The 19,474-nt window shown below is 57.0% G+C and carries 17 protein-coding genes; 14 read left to right on the forward strand and 3 right to left on the reverse strand.

Features of this window, described 5'->3' with window-relative positions:
* Positions 1 to 3 precede the first annotated feature (3 nt).
* The 7 genes from CHU94_RS09825 (at position 4) to CHU94_RS09855 (ending at position 8,354) form a co-directional block, all read left to right on the forward strand.
* On the forward strand, positions 4 to 945 hold the full coding sequence (locus tag CHU94_RS09825; protein ID WP_094479164.1) for an ABC transporter substrate-binding protein: 942 nt from the start codon (positions 4 to 6) through the stop codon (positions 943 to 945).
* A 130-nt stretch (positions 946 to 1,075) separates the two neighbouring features.
* Positions 1,076 to 1,930: a fumarylacetoacetate hydrolase family protein gene (locus CHU94_RS09830; protein WP_094479166.1), complete on the forward strand. Its 855-nt coding sequence runs from the start codon at positions 1,076 to 1,078 to the stop codon at positions 1,928 to 1,930.
* Position 1,931: 1 nt separating this feature from the next.
* Positions 1,932 to 3,227 carry an L-fuconate dehydratase gene (locus CHU94_RS09835; RefSeq protein WP_094479168.1) on the forward strand — a complete coding sequence of 432 codons (1,296 nt, stop codon included), beginning with the start codon at positions 1,932 to 1,934 and terminating at the stop codon, positions 3,225 to 3,227.
* Positions 3,224 to 4,111, forward strand: a complete 888-nt coding sequence (locus CHU94_RS09840) for an amidohydrolase (protein ID WP_094479170.1) — start codon at positions 3,224 to 3,226, stop codon at positions 4,109 to 4,111. The genes CHU94_RS09835 and CHU94_RS09840 overlap by 4 nt, the downstream gene beginning before the upstream one ends.
* Positions 4,112 to 4,132: 21 nt before the next feature.
* Positions 4,133 to 4,909 (forward strand): SDR family oxidoreductase, encoded by a 777-nt coding sequence (locus CHU94_RS09845; protein ID WP_094479172.1) that lies wholly within the window; start codon positions 4,133 to 4,135, stop codon positions 4,907 to 4,909.
* A complete protein-coding gene (locus CHU94_RS09850) occupies positions 4,906 to 5,259 on the forward strand; it encodes an L-rhamnose mutarotase (RefSeq protein ID WP_094479174.1) in 354 nt (117 codons plus the stop codon). The genes CHU94_RS09845 and CHU94_RS09850 overlap by 4 nt, the downstream gene beginning before the upstream one ends.
* 143 nt (positions 5,260 to 5,402) lie before the next feature.
* Complete coding sequence (locus CHU94_RS09855) at positions 5,403 to 8,354, forward strand: Tn3 family transposase (protein ID WP_094479176.1); 2,952 nt, start codon at positions 5,403 to 5,405, stop codon at positions 8,352 to 8,354.
* Positions 8,355 to 8,875: 521 nt separating this feature from the next.
* Here CHU94_RS09855 and CHU94_RS09860 read toward each other — a convergent pair.
* The 3 genes from CHU94_RS09860 to CHU94_RS09870 all read right to left on the reverse strand — a co-directional run bounded on the left by CHU94_RS09860 (position 8,876) and on the right by CHU94_RS09870 (position 12,379).
* A complete protein-coding gene (locus CHU94_RS09860) occupies positions 8,876 to 9,910 on the reverse strand; it encodes a DNA-binding protein (RefSeq protein WP_094479178.1) in 1,035 nt (344 codons plus the stop codon).
* Positions 9,911 to 10,301: 391 nt separating this feature from the next.
* Positions 10,302 to 11,696, reverse strand: coding sequence for a heavy metal sensor histidine kinase (locus tag CHU94_RS09865; RefSeq protein ID WP_094479180.1), 1,395 nt, complete (start codon positions 11,694 to 11,696; stop codon positions 10,302 to 10,304).
* Entirely contained in the window at positions 11,693 to 12,379 is a 687-nt protein-coding gene (locus CHU94_RS09870; protein WP_094479182.1) for a heavy metal response regulator transcription factor, read from the reverse strand. The genes CHU94_RS09865 and CHU94_RS09870 overlap by 4 nt, the downstream gene beginning before the upstream one ends.
* A gap of 140 nt (positions 12,380 to 12,519) precedes the next feature.
* Between CHU94_RS09870 and CHU94_RS09875 the strand changes: the two genes are divergently transcribed.
* From CHU94_RS09875 to CHU94_RS09905, 7 genes are all read left to right on the forward strand, one after another.
* Positions 12,520 to 13,629 (forward strand): TolC family protein, encoded by a 1,110-nt coding sequence (locus tag CHU94_RS09875; RefSeq protein WP_141211434.1) that lies wholly within the window; start codon positions 12,520 to 12,522, stop codon positions 13,627 to 13,629.
* A 15-nt stretch (positions 13,630 to 13,644) separates the two neighbouring features.
* Positions 13,645 to 15,057 carry a multicopper oxidase family protein gene (locus CHU94_RS09880; RefSeq protein ID WP_094479186.1) on the forward strand — a complete coding sequence of 471 codons (1,413 nt, stop codon included), beginning with the start codon at positions 13,645 to 13,647 and terminating at the stop codon, positions 15,055 to 15,057.
* Positions 15,058 to 15,095: 38 nt separating this feature from the next.
* Entirely contained in the window at positions 15,096 to 15,581 is a 486-nt protein-coding gene (locus tag CHU94_RS09885; RefSeq protein ID WP_094479188.1) for a plastocyanin/azurin family copper-binding protein, read from the forward strand.
* Between the two features lie 56 nt (positions 15,582 to 15,637).
* Entirely contained in the window at positions 15,638 to 15,979 is a 342-nt protein-coding gene (locus tag CHU94_RS09890; RefSeq protein WP_094479190.1) for a copper-binding protein, read from the forward strand.
* A 122-nt stretch (positions 15,980 to 16,101) separates the two neighbouring features.
* Positions 16,102 to 16,575: a DUF411 domain-containing protein gene (locus CHU94_RS09895; protein WP_094479192.1), complete on the forward strand. Its 474-nt coding sequence runs from the start codon at positions 16,102 to 16,104 to the stop codon at positions 16,573 to 16,575.
* A 55-nt stretch (positions 16,576 to 16,630) separates the two neighbouring features.
* Positions 16,631 to 18,979, forward strand: coding sequence for a heavy metal translocating P-type ATPase (locus CHU94_RS09900; protein WP_094479194.1), 2,349 nt, complete (start codon positions 16,631 to 16,633; stop codon positions 18,977 to 18,979).
* A gap of 144 nt (positions 18,980 to 19,123) precedes the next feature.
* Entirely contained in the window at positions 19,124 to 19,396 is a 273-nt protein-coding gene (locus CHU94_RS09905; RefSeq protein ID WP_217901299.1) for a hypothetical protein, read from the forward strand.
* Positions 19,397 to 19,474 lie beyond the last annotated feature (78 nt).

The following is a 19,474-nucleotide window of genomic DNA, read 5'->3' on the forward strand; positions in this document are numbered from 1 at the left end:
ACCATGAACGCAAAAAGAAAACTGCTGGCCCTGACGGCTGGTTTGGCACTGGCTGGTTTTTCCAGCTTCGCATCGGCCCAGGAGATTTACATCCCGCTGGTGTCCAAAGGCTTTCAGCACCAGTTCTGGCAAGCTGTGAAGCAGGGCGCTGACCAGGCTGCCAAGGATTACAAGGTGAAGGTGACCTTTGAAGGCCCTGAAACTGAGCAACAGGTGGACAAGCAGATCGACATGTTGTCGGCTGCCATGGCCAAGAAGCCCGCTGCCATCGGTTTTGCCGCGCTGGACAGCAAGGCCGCCATTCCGCTGCTGAAGAAGGCCCAGGCCGCCAAGGTGCCTGTAATTGCCTTTGACTCTGGCGTGGACAGCGACATTCCCGTGACCACCGCCACCACTAACAACGTCTCTGCCGCCGCCCTAGCTGCCGACAAGATGGCCGAGAAGATCGGTGGCGAAGGCGAAGTGGCCGTGATTGCCCACGACCAGACCAGCCGCACCGGTGTGGACCGCCGCGATGGTTTCCTGAACCAGATCAAGGCCAAGTACCCCAAGATCAAGGTGGTGGACGTGCAATACGGTGGTGATCAGCTGAAGTCCGCTGAAATCGCCAAGGCCCTGGTGCAGGCACATCCCAAGCTCAAGGGTATTTTTGGTACCAATGAGCCAGGCGCTATCGGCGCCGGCAAAGGCATCAAGGAAGCCAAGAAGACCGGCGTGACCATCATCGGGTTTGACTCCGGCAAGGCGCAGAAGGACATGATCAATGACGGCACCATTGCCGGCTCGATCACCCAGAACCCCGTGGGCATTGGCTACAAGACCGTGGAAGCCGCTGTGAAGACACTCAAGGGTGAAAAACTGCCCAAGATCATCGACACCGGTTTCTACTACTACGACAAGAGCAACATGAGCGATCCCAAAATCGCTGCCGTTCTTTACGACTGAAATCACCCCCTGAGCGGCTCTGCCGCTCCCCCCTCTCTCGCCTTTGGCGGGAGGGGGGCGCACCCGGTGGCCTGGCAGAGCCAGTTCCACGGGTGCCCTGAGTTGGAATGTTGACTAAAAAGGAAAGACTGTGAAACTTCTACGCTACGGATTGCCAGGTCAGGAAAAGCCCGGTGTATTGGATGCCCAGGGCCGCGTGCGCGACCTCTCCGGGCACATTGCTGATGTGGCCGGTGCCGCGCTGCTGCCTGAGAGCCTGGCGCGTTTGCGTGGTGTGAATATTGAGAGCCTGCCGCTGGTGGCCGGCACTCCGCAGAAAGACTTGCGCCTGGGCGCCTGCGTGGGCAACGTGGGCAAGTTCATCTGCATCGGCCTGAACTACTCTGACCATGCAGCCGAGAGCGGCATGCAGGTGCCGCCCGAGCCCGTGGTTTTCAACAAATGGACCAGCGCCATCGTGGGTCCTGACGACAACGTCGAAATTCCCCGTGGTTCGGTCAAGACCGACTGGGAGGTCGAGCTGGGTGTGGTAATTGGCAAGGGTGGCCGCTACATCGAGGAGGCCGACGCGCTGTCTCATGTGGCCGGCTATTGTGTGGTGAACGATGTGTCCGAGCGTGAATATCAGCTGGACCGCAGCGGTACTTGGGACAAGGGCAAGGGCTGCGACACCTTCGGACCTACGGGTCCCTGGCTGGTGACCGCCGATGAGGTGCCAGACCCCCAAGCCCTGAAGATGTGGCTGGAGGTGGATGGCAAGCGCTATCAGAATGGCAGCACATCCACCATGGTCTACGGCGTGAAGTTCCTCATTGCGTACCTGAGCCGCTTCATGAGCCTTCAGCCTGGCGACGTGATTTCCACCGGCACCCCGCCCGGCGTGGGCATGGGCCAGAAGCCGCCGCTGTATTTGCGCGCGGGCCAAACCATTCACCTGGGCATTGATGGCCTGGGGACCCAAACCCAGACCACCACACAGGCCTGACATGACCAAAGTCACCAATATGCGCGTCGTGGACGTGCGCTTTCCTACGTCCCAGCATCTGGATGGCTCGGATGCGATGAACCCGGATCCAGACTATTCGGCCGCTTATGTGATTCTGGAAACCGACCGGCCCGGCATGGAAGGCCACGGCCTGACCTTCACCATCGGTCGCGGTAACGAGATCTGCTGCGCCGCCATCGAGGCCATGCGCCATTTGGTGGTGGGTCTCGACATGGACTGGGTGGCCGCCGACATGGGCCGCTTCTGGCGCTACATCACCTCGGACAGCCAACTGCGCTGGATTGGTCCGGACAAGGGTGCCATTCACCTGGCTACGGGCGCGGTGGTGAATGCCGTCTGGGATCTGTGGGCCAAGCTTGAAGGCGTGCCGGTGTGGAAGCTGGTGGCGCGCATGAGCCCTGAGGAGCTGGTGAAGCTGATCGACTTCCGCTACATCAGCGACTGCATCACCCCCGAAGAAGCGCTGGCATTGCTGCGCGAGCGCGCGATAGGCAAAGAGGAGAGATGGGCTACGCTGGAGCGCGAGGGCTATCCGTGCTACACCACGTCAGCAGGCTGGCTGGGTTATGAGGACGAGAAGTTGCGCCGGCTGGCTCAAGAAGCCGTGAACGCAGGTTTCAACCACGTCAAGCTCAAAGTGGGGCGCGACAAGGCAGATGACGTTCGTCGCCTGCGTATTGCCCGGGAAGTTCTCGGTCCTGATCGTCACTTGATGATTGACGCCAACCAGGTCTGGGATGTTCCGCAAGCCATCGCATGGCTGGAAGAACTGGCCTTTGTCAAACCTTGGTTCATCGAAGAACCAACCAGCCCCGACGACATCGAAGGCCACCGCCAGATTCGTGAAGCCATGCTGGGCAAGATGAAGGTCGCCACCGGAGAGATGTGCCAGAACCGGATCATCTTCAAGCAACTCATCATGCGCGGTGCCATTGACGTGGTGCAGATCGACTCCTGCCGCCTGGGCGGTGTGAACGAGATTCTGGCGGTGATGCTGATGGCCGCCAAGTACAACTTGCCGATATGCCCGCACGCTGGGGGCGTGGGGCTGTGCGAGTACGTGCAACACCTGTCCATGATCGACTACCTGTGTATTGCCGGCACCCGTGAAGGGCGTGTCATCGAGTATGTGGACCATCTGCACGAGCACTTCAAGGAGCCGTGTGTGATCGAACACGCGGCCTACATGCCGCCCAAGGCGGCAGGTTTTTCCATCGAGATGAAGCTGGAGTCGCTGGCGCATTACACCCACCAGCCCCGGGCACTGGCCGCATGAAAATCGACACCCACCAACACTACTGGCGCTACCGGGCGGACGAATTCCCCTGGATCAGCGCCGCCATGCCAGCTTTGCAGCGCGACTGTATGCCGGTGGACTGCGAGGCCGCGATGCGGGCTGCGGGCGTGGACGCGGTGGTGGCGGTGCAGGCGCGTACCTTGGCCGCAGAGACGGACTTCCTGCTGCGCGTGGCCGACCATAACCCCGAGGTAATTGGGGTGGTAGGCTGGGCTGACTTGGCGGCGCCGGACCTGGAGCACCGGCTGGACCAGTGGGGAGCACATCCCGCTTTCAAGGGGGTGCGCCATATCCTGCAGGACGAGCCCGATGTCGGCGCTTGGGTGAACGCCCCGGCCATCAACACGGGCCTGCGGGCGCTGCAGCAGCGGGGTCTGGTGTACGACGTGCTGGTGTTTGACCACCAACTGCCTGCAGTGACTGAGTTTTGTGCCCGCCATGACCAGCACTGGTTGGTGTTGGACCACGTGGGCAAGCCTGCCGTACGGGACTGGACGCGCAACCCCGAGGTTTCGCGCCGCTGGATCAGTTGCATTCGTGAGCTGGCGACTTTGCCCCATGTGGTGTGCAAGTTGTCGGGCGCTGTGACCGAAGCGGATTGGGGCGCACACCCCGGCATCTCGCCCGAGGATGCCAAAATTATTCTGTCCTGTTTCGACCAGGCGCTGGAGTCCTTTGGGCCGCAGCGGCTGATGTTTGGTTCGGATTGGCCGGTGTGCCAGCTGGCGGCGCCGTACGAGGGCGTGCACGGTCTCGCGCACAAGTGGGCCAGCACGCGCCTGACCGTGCGCGAGCAGGACGCCTTCTGGAGCGGCAACGCGATTCGCTGCTATGGCCTGAATGTGCAGGCTCTGGCTGAATGATTTTTTCTCGCAAGGGTTTTCATGGATCTGCATTTAAAAGACAAGGTGGTCATCGTGACCGGTGGGGCCAGCGGCATTGGCGCGGCCATCTCGCTCACGTTGGCCGAAGAGGGCGCGATTCCGGTCATCCTTGGCAAGAGCCCCATGCCTGCCGAATTCGAGCAGCAGCTGAAGGCCAAGGCGGCAAAGCACCTGTTTGTGCAAGTGGAGTTATCTAATGAGGCGGCCTGCCGCGCTGCGGTCGAGCAGACGGTGGCGCGTTTTGGTCGTATTGATGGCCTGGTGAACAATGCCGGCGTGAACGACAGCGTTGGGCTGGAGGCGGGGCGCGAGGCCTTCATCGGCTCGCTGGAGCGCAATCTCATCCATTACTACGTGATGGCGCACTACTGCGTGCCGCACCTCAAGGCGGTGAAAGGCGCGATCGTGAACGTATCCTCGAAAACCGCCTTGACGGGGCAGGGTAACACCAGTGGCTACTGTGCCTCCAAGGGCGCACAGCTGTCCCTGACGCGGGAGTGGGCAGCTGCCCTGCTGAACGATGGGGTGCGGGTGAATGCGCTGATACCGGCCGAGGTGATGACCCCCTTGTACGAGCGCTGGATCCAGACCTTTGACAATCCCGCAGAAAAGCTGGCGGCGATCACCTCCAAAATCCCGTTGGGCCATCGCATGACCACTTCCGAGGAGATGGCCCGCATGTGCGTATTCCTGTTGTCCGATGCGTCCTCGCACACCACAGGGCAGTGGGTGTTTGTGGACGGTGGCTACACCCACTTGGACCGGGCTCTGTCATGAGCACGGCCGCCGCCCGTTACGCGCTGGCACTGGATTTGGTGGACGATGCCCAGCGTATCGCCGAGTACGAAAAAGCCCATGAAAAGATCTGGCCTGAGGTACGTGAACACTTGCGCGGCCAGGGCGTGTTGCAGATGGAAATTTATCGCCTGGGCACGCGACTTTTCATGGTGATGGAGGTGGATCCTGCGGTGTACAGCGCCGAGCGCATGGCCCAAGCTTCCCTGGACAATCCGGCCATCGTGCGCTGGGAAACCCTGATGTGGACCTTCCAGGCGCCTACACCCTGGACGCCTTCGGGGGAGAAGTGGGTGCCCATGGCTAAGATTTTTGACCTGGCCTCGCAGTAGTTTTGCTGGTCGGGGTAATCTAGGTTTACGTGCAAATTGTCGCGCTTTTTACCAAGGGTAAACCCTTGCATTTTGCGACCCCGATTTAGCCATTCCCTCGCCAGTTATAGTGTTCGGCAATTGCAACCCCACAGGGAGATGCTTTGGCCGGATTTCATTTGCGATTCGTCGGCTCCAAGGAGCTTCCAAAGTCCCTGTCGGACTTTGATGTCGAACAGTCTTTCAAGCTGAGTTCTGGAGACATCGCGGCAATCCGTGAACGCTTCCGGACTGACCGCAGGCTTGGGGCTGCCGTTCAGCTTGTGGTGCTTCGAGCAACCGGTCGGGTCCTCGACCGTGCCACCTATCTCCCGCGCACTCTGCTCAAGTCTTTGTGTCACTCACTTGGTTTAAGTGAAACTGCGATAGGCTCTTTGAAGACCATCTATAAGCGAGTCGCTACCCTATACGACCATCAGAAATGGGCCCGCGAAACAGCAGGAACTAGCGACGTTGATGACGCTGCTATGGCTGAGTTGACGATAACGTTGGCCGAACTGACCAAGACAGCCGCTTCTGTTGATGACTTGGTTCAAGCTGCTGAGCGATGGTTGTTTGATCGACGTTACCTTCTCCCTTCAGACCGGGTTTTGCGCGATCTCGCCCGCGAATCTTTTGCCTCCACAGAGGCCTTGGCCATGGCAGGAATCAAGAAGGAAATTCCTGCTCCAGTGCGCAAGAACATGGTTTCCGCAGTGTTCTCACCACGCCGCGGGCGCGCGGGTGGAACCATGCTGGAATGGCTCAAGACTCCACCAGGTAAACATAGCCCCACCACACTGACGGAAGTTTCAGAAAAAATCACCTATCTAAAGACGCTGGAGGTCGACAAATGGCCGTTAAGTCACATCTCCACCGCGCGTATGCGCGCATATGCCCAAGCCGTCGCGAACCGGCCGCCTTTTGACACCCGACGCCTAAGCGATGACACCCAGATGCTGGAGGTGACCTGCTTCTTGCGAGTCACCTTGTTGGATCTCACCGACACCTTGATGTATTTGACTGGGCGAAGGATAAATGATCTGCACCGACATGCCTCCGGACGGGTACTCAGCAAGCAGGCACGTACTGCGGTCGAATACCGGCAGCAGCGGGACGAAATGCGATTGATCATCCATGCGGAAGGCACCACTTCCGACGAGAAGATCGAAGCCCTCAAGAAGCTCATCCCCAACGATGAGTCCGTCGCAGCAATTGGTCACGCAGCGCTGGTTCGCCAGTCTCTGATAGACGACACCACCAAGGTGACATCCCTGCTGAACGTGTTTGCTGATTTAGAGATCAAGGGTGATGCCGCACAACGGCCTCTCAAACAGGTGATGGCCCTCAGGGAGCTCGATGCCAAAGGCATGAAGGAGCTTCCTGCTGACTTTGATGTGAGCATTGTCGATCCGGTCTGGCACGAAATGCTCAATGACAAAGACCGGAGCAAGGCATTTGCAGCCTTGAAAGCAGCAACCATGATGGCAGTTCGTCATGGTTTTCGCAGTTCCCGGCTTTGGGTGGATCACAGCTGGGATTACCGGAACCGTGAGGATTTGCTTATCCCTCCGGCGCAATGGAAGAAAGATCGGTTGCGCTTGATCAGCGCGTTGAGCCTGAATGCGGACCCAGAAAAATTCCTCACTCGACTCTACGCCCACCTGGAGGCCGGCCTGCAAGCCCTGTCCGAAGCGGTGGAGGCTGGTGAAGTCAGTATTGACGAAAGTGGCCTGGTGCATCTGCCCCAGATAGAGGCGTTGGCACAGGACAAGGCTATTGATGCGAGCCGAAACATGATGTTTGCCAGCATCGGGGAGGTTCAAATCGGCGACATCATTGTCGAAATGGATGCCGCAACCGGATTTAGCGAAGTTCTGTTGGGCCGGCGCGCAAAGACCACCCAGGAACTAGTTTCCTGCTACGCGGCACTACTGGCCCACGGTACGGAGAACGACGCCAAGGGCGTGGCCGCGATGATTCCTGGCGTTGAGGTTGCCCATATTTCTGCAGCGATGCGTTCCCTGGAAGCCCATGGACGCCTGCGCCGCGCTAATGACCGCATCGTGGAGTTCCAGCGTGAGCACTCCATCACGGCCAATTGGGGCTCCGGCACCAAGGCGTCCTCGGACATGATGGCGCTGGACGCTTCCCGGCACCTCTACAACTCCAGAACCGATCCCCGGCGTCGCACCCGAGCGATTGGTCTCTATACCCACGTCCTGGATGTCTACGGAGTTGCCCATGACGAGCCTATCGTCCACAACGAACGGCAAGGGTCTGTGGCAGTCAGCGGCGTTGAGGAGTACAACGCGGCACAGACCGATGAAAACATGCGTCTGTCCATGCTGGCGGTGGATACCCACGGGTATACCTTCGTTGCGATGACCATGAGCAAGCTGCTGGGGTTTGACCTGTGCCCCCAAATGCGTGACCTTGCGGAACGCCGGCTGTACCTCCCTCGATCCGTGAAGCTGCCAGAGAACCTGGAACGCATCGCGCTCACCAATGTGTCGGAACGTGCAATTCACAAAGGGTGGGATGAGCTGTTGCGACTGATTGCCTCTATTCGCAGCGGCCGGTTGACCCCCAAGGAAGCGCTGGAGAAAATGGGCTCCTCGGCCCAGGGCGATCCCTTGCACAAGGCGGCCGACCAGTTGGGGCGCCTATTACGGACATTGTTTTTGTGCGACTACTTCAGCAATCCTGAGTTTCGGCGGGAGATGCACACCCTGTTGAACCGCGGAGAGTCCGTCCACCAGCTGCAGCGGGCTATCTATTTCGGCAGGTTGGCTGCGGAGCGGGGACGCCGGCGGGACGAAATCCGGGCGGTTTCTGGTTCACACGCGCTCTTGACCAATCTGGTCATTGCTTGGAACACCATGAAGATGCAGCACGTCGTCGATCGCTGGCGCAAGGAAAAGCACCCGATTGAAGATGCCTGGCTACGTCGCATGGGACCGGTCCACTTCGGGCACATCAATTTCCGGGGGCTGATGGCCTTTGGCGTGGAGCGATATGCCGACGCATTGTTGGATCGGCCACCCCAAAAACGCAGGGCTAGCGGTGGTGCTTAAAATTTAAGCGTTACTGATTTGCGTGCAAATTGTAGCGGTTTCAAAATCAAAACCTATATAAATCAACAACTTGCGAGATGCTCAAATTTTAGGCGTTACTGATTTGCGTGCAAATTGTAGCGGTTAGCCTTTTTCAGCAGTCCGCCGAAGGGGCTCACATTCTGGAGAATCCAGGCACTTCCGGCACACCGTTCAGTCAGCTTTTTCACCAAAGACACTTATGGGTATTGAGTTTCCGCAATAGTTCTAAATGAAGCCACTAAGCTCAGATTTGACTATTAATGGCTTCATTTTGAGCTGTTGTCGATAGCCGTCTACCTGCATGCCTTCCGACCCAATGGGCCCCCGCAACTCGCCAGTCTCATGCCGGATCGGGAAGCTGTCGCCAATTGTTTTATTGCGCACATTAAATTTAACGTGCGCAAATAAGCCGGCAGCAAAGGGATTTCAGTGATGGCCTGAAAAGGAAAAGCCGCCAAGGTTGCGCATTGTTAAGAGGCGTGGCGGCTATGTTGGTTCGATTATAGAGTGCCGGGTTCTGGTGCTGGTGAGGTCGCGCTGAGGCGCTGCAGCATGCTTGCTACAACCCCTTCCTGAGCGAGGGTGGCGGCTTTTGCAACTGCCAAGTCCAGCTCTAGCTGTTGACTCTTGTTTTGCAGGGATTCCAGTTTCGTCTGCATGTCGTTCGCAATGGCAGTGAGCGCCTGATTGGTCGATACCTGCACCACCAGCTTTTCTCCCAACTCCTTGGTTCGTTGTTGCTCAAACGCGAGTGCATCTTTCAGGGGGCGCAGATTTCTCAACTCTTCCTGGGCCTGGTGCAATTCAGCCTGTACGCGAGATAGATCACCAATTAGTCGGACGCCTTCTTGTTGGGCCCGCATGAGTTCCTGCTGCTTGCCGGTCAGGCTATCGGTGACCTTGCGGAGTTCGGATTGCAAGTACTGGACTTGCTGATCATGTTGGCGCTGCTCCTGCTCCCGTTGTTCTTTGGCCGAGGTGCGGAAATGCTCCAAGGCCTCCCGAGCATGCTGGTGCTTTTCTTCCAGCGACTGGCGGTGCCGTTCTTCGGCTTCCAGGCGCTCTTGCAGGCCCATAACCCGTTGGTTGAGTTGCGTGGCCTCAAGGGTCTTGCTCGATAGAGCCTCCCGGGTCTTGGTGTGATCGGCCTTCTCGGCGGCGATGCTGCGCTGAGCCTGCTCCAATTGGGTGCGAACCGTTTGCCCCTCTGCTTTTAGCGTCGTGTTTTCTTTTTGCGTCCAAGCAAGACTGGCTGCACTGACGGCCAAGGCCTCGGAAGAGCGGGCATCAGCCTCTTCATTCAAGCGGGCTGCCAAGCGACCCACGAGGTCCTGGATGGCCTCGCTAACGGCCACTTTTGTGCCGGTTGCGCCGCCTTCTTCCTCCTCAATTTCCTTCAAATACCGGTGGATAGTGGTCTTCGAGCCGGTGCCCAATTCCGCACGTATGGCGTCTATGGACGGGTTTACACCGCTGGCCAGCAGCTTGTTGCGTGCCCGTACAACCTCAGACTTGTAAATTCCTGACCTGGCCATGATCCACCTTTATTTGATACTAATTACATACCACGATAATACATACTATTTCAAGAAGATTCAATGAGGATATTTTCTAAAAACTAAGGTTTGATAATGGTGGATTATCAAATGTGATCGAGTAAATCTGCCCTTTTGTTCAAGTGGTTTGCCGGAACGACCGACTTCCCTATCTGGAAATGCCCACATGGTCGCCAATGCCCGCTCAACAGATTCTTTGACTGACATTGAGCCAAGTACAACGACAAATCCAAACGCGGCTGCAGCGCACAAAGGCATTTCGTGGGAACGATGCAATCACTGCACCGTTGACTCCAATGTAGAAAGTTGCCCCCTACGGGAGCATGACCCACTCGTTACAAAGACGTCATGTCTCCACTGCGCTCTAGGTTTACTCTTGGACAAGACTTTCGGATTTGGGGAATCTGAGGGTAAAGCGCGTCACGCCAGACGTTGACGTCACGGAAATCCCACCTCCATGAGCCGCCATGATGGCGCGGGTGATCGCCAATCCCAGTCCTGCACCGTCACTTTCTGGATGGGTCCGCGATTTGTCAACGCGAAAGAACCGATCAAACAGGCGAGGCAGCATTTCCGGGCTGATACTTGGGCCATGGTTGGACACGGTGACCTCAACGCCTTCTCCCGATTGAATTTCAATGGACACAACCGTACCAGGAGAGGCATGGCGAAGCGCATTGGAGAGCAGATTGCTCAATGCCCGTCGCAGCATCAAGCGATCACCGCCAACCGTACCGCTGCCAACCAACTCCAAGAGAATATCCTTGTCTGAGGCCAGTGCCTCGTAGAAGTCGAACAGGGCCCGGGCCTCCACCTCCACAGCGATACTCTCTCGACTTGGAAGTGCTAGCCCATGCTCCGTTTTAGCCAAAAAGAGCATATCTGACACCATCCTGGCCAAGCGCTGTAGCTCCTCGGAGTTGGAAGCTAAAACGTCCTGATAGTCTTCATTGCTTCTTTTGGCAGACAGCGTGACTTGGGTTTCGGTAAGCAAATTGCTGATCGGTGTTCTGAGCTCGTGCGCCAGATCGGAAGAGAATTCAGAAAGTCGACGAAAGTCTTCCTGCAGGCGGTCCAGCATGTCGTTCAAGGTACCAGCGAGATCCGCCATTTCTACCGGGACGGCTTCTACCGGCATGCGCTCCTCAAGTTTGTTGGAGGTCACGGCTTGGGCACGTGTTCGCATAATCCGAAGTGGAGCCAACCCTCGATTGGCTGCCATCCACCCCAGCACGCCACTGAACAAAGTCGCCAGAGTCACGTAAAGCATGAGAGTGGTCTGGAAATGCGTCTGAAAATGATCATGCAATTTTGTGTCTAGGGCAACCCACACAGCCAGAGGCTCATCATTTTGCAATTCTGAGTTGATCAACATACCCAGGGCTCGGTATTGATGTCCCGCACTTTGCCAACTCTGCATTTTTTGTGACTTCAGGTCAGTTCCCACCGCACCTGCGTATCCGTTAGGAAGTTCAAACTTTGCAGTCTCATAAAGCGTTTTTCCGCTGATCTGCACATGGACAATAAGCCCTTCATGGCTGTGAAGGACTTCGTTCAAGCGGTTTTGAAGATCCTGCGGTGAGTTGGCTTTCGTTGCGACCTCTTGAATCAGGTGGATTTTGTCCTCCAGAAGACTACGGTCCAAATCTTCGAAGTGCTGATTCATCGCCAAGGAGGTTACCCATCCCAGGCCCAACAGTACGGTGGCTGAAGCCAGTGTGTAAAACAGGGTGAGACGGGTGGTCAGTGAGAAGCGCTGTGTCATGGGTTCTGTAGCGCATTTTCCAGAACATATCCCATGCCGCGTACGGTCTGGAGCAATTTGGGTTCGAACGCGTCGTCAATTTTGCTGCGCAGACGCCTTACAGCCACTTCGATGACATTGGTGTCACTGTCAAAATTCATATCCCAGACTTGAGATGCGATCAGGGATCGAGGCAGCACTTCCCCCTGTCGGCGCATCAAAAGCTCCAGTAAACCGAATTCCTTGGAGGTCAAATCGATGCGTTTGCCTGCACGTGTCACACGGCGACGCAGCAAATCCAGCTCCAGGTCAGCTACTTTCAGTGAGGTTGCCTCGACACCGGACTTGCCGCGCCGCAAGATAGTACGGACACGGGCCAGCAGCTCCGCAAATGAAAAAGGCTTGACCAGGTAGTCGTCTGCGCCCAGTTCCAAACCCTTGATTCGGTCCTCCACCTGATCTTTGGCGGTCAGGAACAAAACCGGAACTTCATTACCCTTGCGGCGCAGGTTACGCATCACCTCCCAGCCATCCATGCCTGGAAGCATCACATCCAAGATGATGAGATCGTGCTCACCCTCAAGGGCAGTGTGCAGGCCATCGTTGCCGTTGTGGACCAGATCCACAATAAAACTGGCCTCTTTCAGGCCTTGTCGCAGGTATTCGCCCGTCTTGGGTTCGTCTTCAATGATCAGTATCTTCACAGTCGGTGTCCTTTTCTCAAGTGTGCACCGGTTGACGCTGGCGTCGCCGAAGATTACAAATTTGTAATCAAAGCGACAGCTTGGTGTTGGGACCGTCTCGATAAAGTCCAGCCAGTTTTACACAAAGCCAAAGGACTCCTATGCATCGTGTTCCGATCCTGCGACGCAAACCACTGTGGTTAGCAACGCTCGCCCTATGTACCTTTGTGGGTACAGCATCAGCCCAACAGGCCGTGCAAGAGCCTGTGGAACAGGGCACCATTGACTGGCGCAAAGCCAATGATGAGGTCTCTCAGTTCAAGCGGGGGCATGCGGATGTTCTCAAGTGGGAGCAAGCCAATGACGCAACGACCAAAGACGCTCCTGCTATGGCGCCCGACTTGTGGCTCAAAACGGCGGACGCAGCCGTTCGGCAGGCGTGGCGTGCACGCCCTGAATTGACTACTTCTTTGTCCCAGCTGGGTACAGCCAATCAAGAGCGTATTGCCCAAGGGCGGTGGTTGGAGGTCGATCCCAGTGTGCGTCGCCATGTGGACGACTTTGACTCCGTTCTTGACGTCGCGGTGGACACTCGTAAGGCTTGGTGGAATGCGGTGGCCGCTCAAGCTGGACTGAAACTTCAACAGGACATGCAAGAGGCTTCGTCAGCTGCAGCCGAACTGGCCCGTCGCATGGCTCGCGTCGGCAACTGGAGTCGTATGGAGCAGGCCCAGTCTCAATCAAAACTGGGTAACGTCAAGCTACAAACCCTGAAATCGGCGGCAGAAGCCAAGCAGGCACAGATTGCGTTGCTCAAGACACTCAAGTTGTGGGGCATTTCCTCTAGCGTGGGCCTACCTGACTCTCTGCCGGAGGTCCCTGAACAGCCTATTGCCGCGGAGGCCGTCCAAAAAGGTCTGAAAGCCGTACGTGCGGTACTTCCGCGTTCCGAAGGTCTGCGTGTCCAGGGAACGGCACAACAGGCATTCGGCATTTACAACGCGAGCTACGCGGCTGCCCGTTTGTCACAGGACGAACAAAAGCTGCGTCAGTTCATCTATGACGAAACCGTACTTCGGTACAACGGAATGCTGCTTAGCGTCTGGGATCTGCTGACGGAGACGGCGACCCAACTGCAATCAAGCGTCACTTCTATCAACACCAAACGCGACCTCCTCATTGCGGAAGCTGATTTGCACTGGGTACTGCAGGGCGGTGAACCCGCCAACTTTGTGAGCATCGGTGCGGGTGGCGGTGCTTCGGCTGAGTAACAAATAGGAAAAACCATGGATCAATCCAATTCTCGTCGTCGATTCTTCGCAGGTGCTGCAACCGCCGTTGCTGGCATCACGGTCGCTCGTTCCGCATTGGCCACTTTGCCTGAACCCGTCATTCAGACATCCGTCAACACCGCACCACCACTGATCCCCACCAATGGCCGTCCCTACAACCCCGTGGTAACACTCAATGGTTGGACCCTGCCATGGCGTATGAATAACGGTGTCAAGGAGTTTCACCTGGTAGCAGAGCCGGTTGAGCGAGAGGTCTCCCCTGGCTTCAAAGTCAATATGTGGGGCTACAACGGCCAAAGTCCCGGCCCCACCATTGAGGTGGTGGAAGGCGACCGCGTTCGAATCTTCGTCACCAACAAGCTTCCTGAGCACACGACCATCCATTGGCATGGTCAGCGACTGCCCAGCGGGATGGATGGTGTTGGTGGCCTGAACCAGAAGGCTATACCCGTTGGCAAGACCTATATGTACGAGTTTGTCGCGCGCCGGCCGGGGACATTCATGTACCACCCGCATGCGGACGAAATGGTCCAGATGGCCATGGGCATGATGGGCTTCTGGGTCACGCACCCCAAGGAAAAGCACCCCCATATCAGTGATGTGGATCGGGACTTCTGTTTCTTGCTGAACGCCTTTGATGTCGAGCCTGGAACCAAAACGCCCAAGATCAACACCATGTTGGATTTCAACATCTGGTCTTGGAACAGCCGTGTCTTCCCGGGCATCGATACGCTCAATGTGCGCCACAACGACCGGGTTCGCATCCGTGTGGGCAACCTGACAATGACCAACCACCCCATTCACATCCACGGCCACGAATTCTTGGTCACAGGGACTGACGGGGGCCCGACACCGCCCACATCGCGCTGGTATGAGGTCACGACCGATGTGGCCGTGGGGCAAATGCGCCAGATTGAATTCGTTGCCGACGAAGAAGGTGACTGGGCCATGCATTGCCACAAGAGCCACCACACCATGAACGCCATGGGACACACGGTTCCCACGATGGTTGGAGTGGATCACCGAGGTCTGGTTAAAAAAATCCAGAAAGTCTCCCCAGACTACATGCTCATGGGCGAGCGCGGCATGGCAGACATGGGTGAAATGGAAATGCCCATTCCTGAAAACACCGCTCCGATGATGACTGGCCAGGCCCAGTTTGGGCCGGTTGAAATGGGCGGCATGTTCAGTGTGCTCAAAGTCCGCAAGGATCAGAAGCCCGGAGACTACAGTGATCCAGGCCCTTACAAGTACCCCCCAGGGACTGTTGCTCAGGAATACACAGGTCCTCTGTCAGAACCCGCCCGTTTGCGCTCCGAAATCAGTTCGGGCAAAGCCGCAAACGATCAACCATCGCCAGCCACCGTAATGAATGCGAAGAAACCCAAGGCGCATTCTGGTCACTAATTTTTCAACGTCACTATTTTTTAACCCAAGGACCCACCATGAAATTTGCAAAGACCTTTTCCACCATCCTCGTAGCCGCCAGCTTTGCGGCAATTTCCACCGGCGCACTGGCAAGTGGCAGCCACGCAGGTGGTCATAGCGAGGAGACCGCTATTGGAAAAGCTGGCGTCGCCTCTAAAGCCACCCGCACCGTAACAGTGGAAATGGCCGACAGCATGCGCTATACCCCCTCCGAGATTCAGGTCAAGAAGGGTGAGACCGTTCGCTTTGTTGTAAAGAATGTGGGGAAGGTTCGTCACGAGCTGAGTCTGGGAACAGAAAAAGAACTGTTGGAGCATCTGGAGCAGATGAAAAAGAACCCCGGCATGGAGCATGACGAACCTAGCAAGATCACGCTCGATGCAGGCAAACAAGGCGAAATCGTTTGGCAGTTTACAAAGGCGGGAACAGTCAATTTTGCTTGTTTGATGCCCGGCCACTTTGAGGCCGGCATGAAGGGGCAAGTGAAGGTCGGGGCCAAGTAAACGGCACCGATGTGTCGAGAAGCAAGTCGATTTCAACCCACAAAGGATCATTCAACATGACACGAATCAAACACACACTCGTCGCTGCGGCTGCAGTTCTGGCAACGCTAGTCGGCGTGCCCAGTATTGCCAATGCGCAAATGGACCAGAACAAAATGGATGCAACACAGATGGCACCCATGACGGACGGCGAAATCCGCAAAGTGGATAAAGACGCTGGCAAGGTCACCATTAAGCATGGAGCGATCAAAAATCTCGACATGCCGGGAATGACCATGATCTTTACCGCCAAAGAGAAATCGCTGCTGGACAAGGTGCAACCGGGCGATAAGGTCAAGTTCGCAGTCATCAATGACGGCGGAAAAATGGTGGTCACCGATATACAGACGGTCAAATAAGACTACTTATTCGCAAGTGAGGCTTGCACGCAATTTCCGGAAATGACAAGGCGCCGACATGGCGCTTTGTCATTTGTCAAAGCGGGAATGCTGCTTTACATCCAAACTACCGAGGATCGGCCATGAGCACTCCATTTAAGACACAACTGCAGCGCCGAATGCTGCTCGCATCCGTTTTGGTTCTGGCTTTGCCATGCGCACATGCCACCAGCCACAGCACCTCCATCGAGGTCTGGAAAGACCCCAACTGTGGGTGTTGCAAGGACTGGGTTGCCCATCTGGAAAAGTCTGGCTTCACAGTCAAGGTCAACCAGAACGGCAACGATGTGGTGCGCGAGCGATTGGGCATGCCGCGGCAATTGGGCTCTTGCCACACGGCATTGGTCGGTGGCTACGTCATTGAAGGGCACGTCCCGGCGAATGACGTCAAGCGGTTGCTGAAGGAGAAACCTGCCGCGATCGGCTTGTCCGTGCCGGGAATGCCGGTGGGCTCGCCAGGTATGGATGGAGCTGTGTATGGTGGACGCAAAGATCCCTATGACGTCTTGCTGGTTTCCAAAGATGGCAGTTCGCGCGTGTTTCAAGGCTATCGCTGAGTAGGCACTCGGTGGGTTTGAGGTGTTTTGGTAGATTTTTAGGGAGCTAGAAAAAATGGACCATTCAAAGCATAGCGAGCATCAACACATTGATCATCCGCAGGCTGCACCGCCCAACGACGAAAACGCGCTTAAAGATCCGGTCTGTGGGATGAAGGTAACTGCCCAGTCACCCCATCATTCCGAACACATGGGGCACAGTTTTTTCTTTTGCGGCCCCAAGTGCAAAGCGAAGTTCGACGCCACTCCCATGCAGTACATGGGAGTGCCCCAGGAGAAACCAGCCGCACAGCCAGTGGCAGCGGGAACGGTTTACACCTGCCCCATGCATCCGGAAATACGCCAAGACCATCCGGGGAGTTGCCCCAAATGCGGGATGGCGTTGGAGCCTGTGATGCCCTCTTTGGACGACGAAGAGAATCCAGAGTTGCTGGATTTTCAGCATCGCTTTTGGTGGACGCTGCCGCTCACGGCGGTCGTTTTCGTACTGGCGATGTTTGGACACCGTTTGCAGTGGATGGACATGGCAGTACAGAGCTGGGTGGAGTTCGCACTGGCCACCCCCATCGTGGTGTGGGCGGGATGGCCATTCTTTGTACGCTCAGTGCAATCCTTCGTCAATCGCAGTCCCAATATGTGGACGCTCATTGGTCTGGGCACGGGGGCGGCATACCTTTACAGCATAGTGGCCACCATCGCTCCAGGGGTGTTTCCGGATTCCTTTGTGTCTATGGGCCGGGTCGCCGTGTACTTTGAAGCGGCGGCCGTCATCATCTCCCTAACCCTTTTGGGCCAGATGCTGGAGCTCAAGGCCCGTTCCCAGACCTCCGCAGCCATCAAATCCTTGCTCGGTCTTGCACCCAAAACGGCACGGCGCATCAAAGCTGATGGCACAGAAGAGGACATTGAACTGACCCACGTCCACCTTGGGGATCTGCTGCGTGTGCGTCCCGGAGAGAAGGTGCCCGTGGATGGCGTGGTCACAGAAGGTAGCAGCGCGGTCGACGAATCCATGCTGACCGGGGAACCTCTGCCAGTGACCAAGCGGGTGGGAGACAAGGTCATAGGCGCGACCATCAACACCAGCGGTGCCCTGGTCATGAAGTCGGAGAAAGTTGGATCTGACACCGTGCTGTCCCAAATCGTGCAGATGGTGGCTCTGGCCCAACGATCCAGGGCGCCCATGCAGCGCATGGCCGACGTTGTGGCAGGCTACTTTGTGGTCGTCGTGGTCAGCATTGCCGTGCTGACCTTTCTGGGCTGGGGCCTGTTAGGCCCCGAACCCAGTTGGGTGTATGGCCTGATCAACGCGGTCGCCGTCCTGATCATTGCCTGTCCATGCGCGCTGGGCCTGGCGACCCCCATGTCCATCATGGTGGCCACTGGCAAAGGCGCGACAAATGGAGTGTTGTTCCGTGACGCGGCTGCTATCGAGAACCTGCGCAAGGTGGACACCCTCATCATCGACAAAACCGGGACTTTGACCGAAGGTCGTCCGACCTTTGAGAAGGCTATTCCCAGCGAGGGATATGAGGCCGATGAAGTTCTACGTTTGGCGGCCAGCCTGGATCAGGGCAGCGAGCACCCCTTGGCTGCGGCCATTGTGGCGGCAGCGCGTGAGCGCAAGCTGGTGCTGGACAAACCCGAGAACTTTGAATCAGGATCCGGCATTGGCGTTCAAGGCCAGGAGGGTGGACGCCACCTGGTGCTGGGCAACACGGCGCTGATGCAGCAGATCAACATCTCCGTGGACGCCCTGACAACCCAAGCCGAATCTTTGCGTGCCCAAGGTGCCAGCGTGATGCATTTGGCCATTGACGGCAAATTGGCTGGGCTGCTGGCGGTGTCTGATCCGATCAAGGCCAGCACCATGGAGGCGCTGACAGCCCTCAAAGCCTCCGGCCTGCGCATCGTGATGGCGACGGGTGATGGCATCACCACGGCCAAGGCCGTGGGCGTCAAGCTCGGAATCGAAGAGGTGCATGGCGAAGTCAAACCCCAGGACAAACTGATCCTGGTCGAGCGACTGCAGAAGGAAGGTCGCATCGTGGCTATGGCCGGTGACGGTATCAACGATGCGCCAGCGCTGGCGAGAGCCAATGTGGGTATTGCCATGGGAACCGGAACGGATGTTGCGATGAACAGTGCCCAGGTCACTCTGGTAAAGGGTGACTTGCGTGGTATTTCCATTGCGCTTGCGCTGTCCAACGCCACCGTGGGCAACATGAAGCAAAACCTGATGTTTGCCTTCCTGTACAACGCCTTGGGAATTCCAGTGGCGGCTGGTTTGCTCTACCCATTCACGGGCTGGCTTCTGTCGCCCATGATCGCTGCCCTGGCCATGAGCTTCAGTTCGGCATCCGTCATTGGAAATGCCCTGCGTTTGCGTGGCAAATCGCTATAGCTGACGACTTGTTTGGCGTTGGACTTTCACTTCGGGTTTAATCAGATCGTGCGCACCGTCCGCTTTCTACTTCTGATGCTGCTGAGCCTGGCAATCCCTCTGGCGGGATATGCGGGCTTGGGCGTGCCGAAGATGCCATGCCCCATGGAAATGGCCGCAATGGCAGAGCAGCAGCTCAGTGGCGATATGGAAGATGCATCAGCCACCCCAATGGGCGAGTGCTGCAATGACATGGAAACCTTGCTCAAAACGGGCAAGACCTGCAAGGTAGGCCAGGACTGCAAGATCGGCAGCTTGGGACTGTCTGTCCATTTCCCCGCAATACCCGAAGTCTTCAGCAAAGACACGTTCTTAGGACGTCTGAACGACCGAGCTATAGAGCCTCGCCCCATCCCAATCTGGCGGCCGCCAGCCTGACCCCAACCCCTTGAATCCGTGCCTTGCCGTCTTTGTATGGCCAGGTCATCGCGCGTAAGCGCAGCATTTCAGGAGTTG

It is taken from the genome of Rhodoferax sp. TH121, from assembly GCF_002251855.1.
Lineage (GTDB): Bacteria > Pseudomonadota > Gammaproteobacteria > Burkholderiales > Burkholderiaceae_C > Allorhodoferax.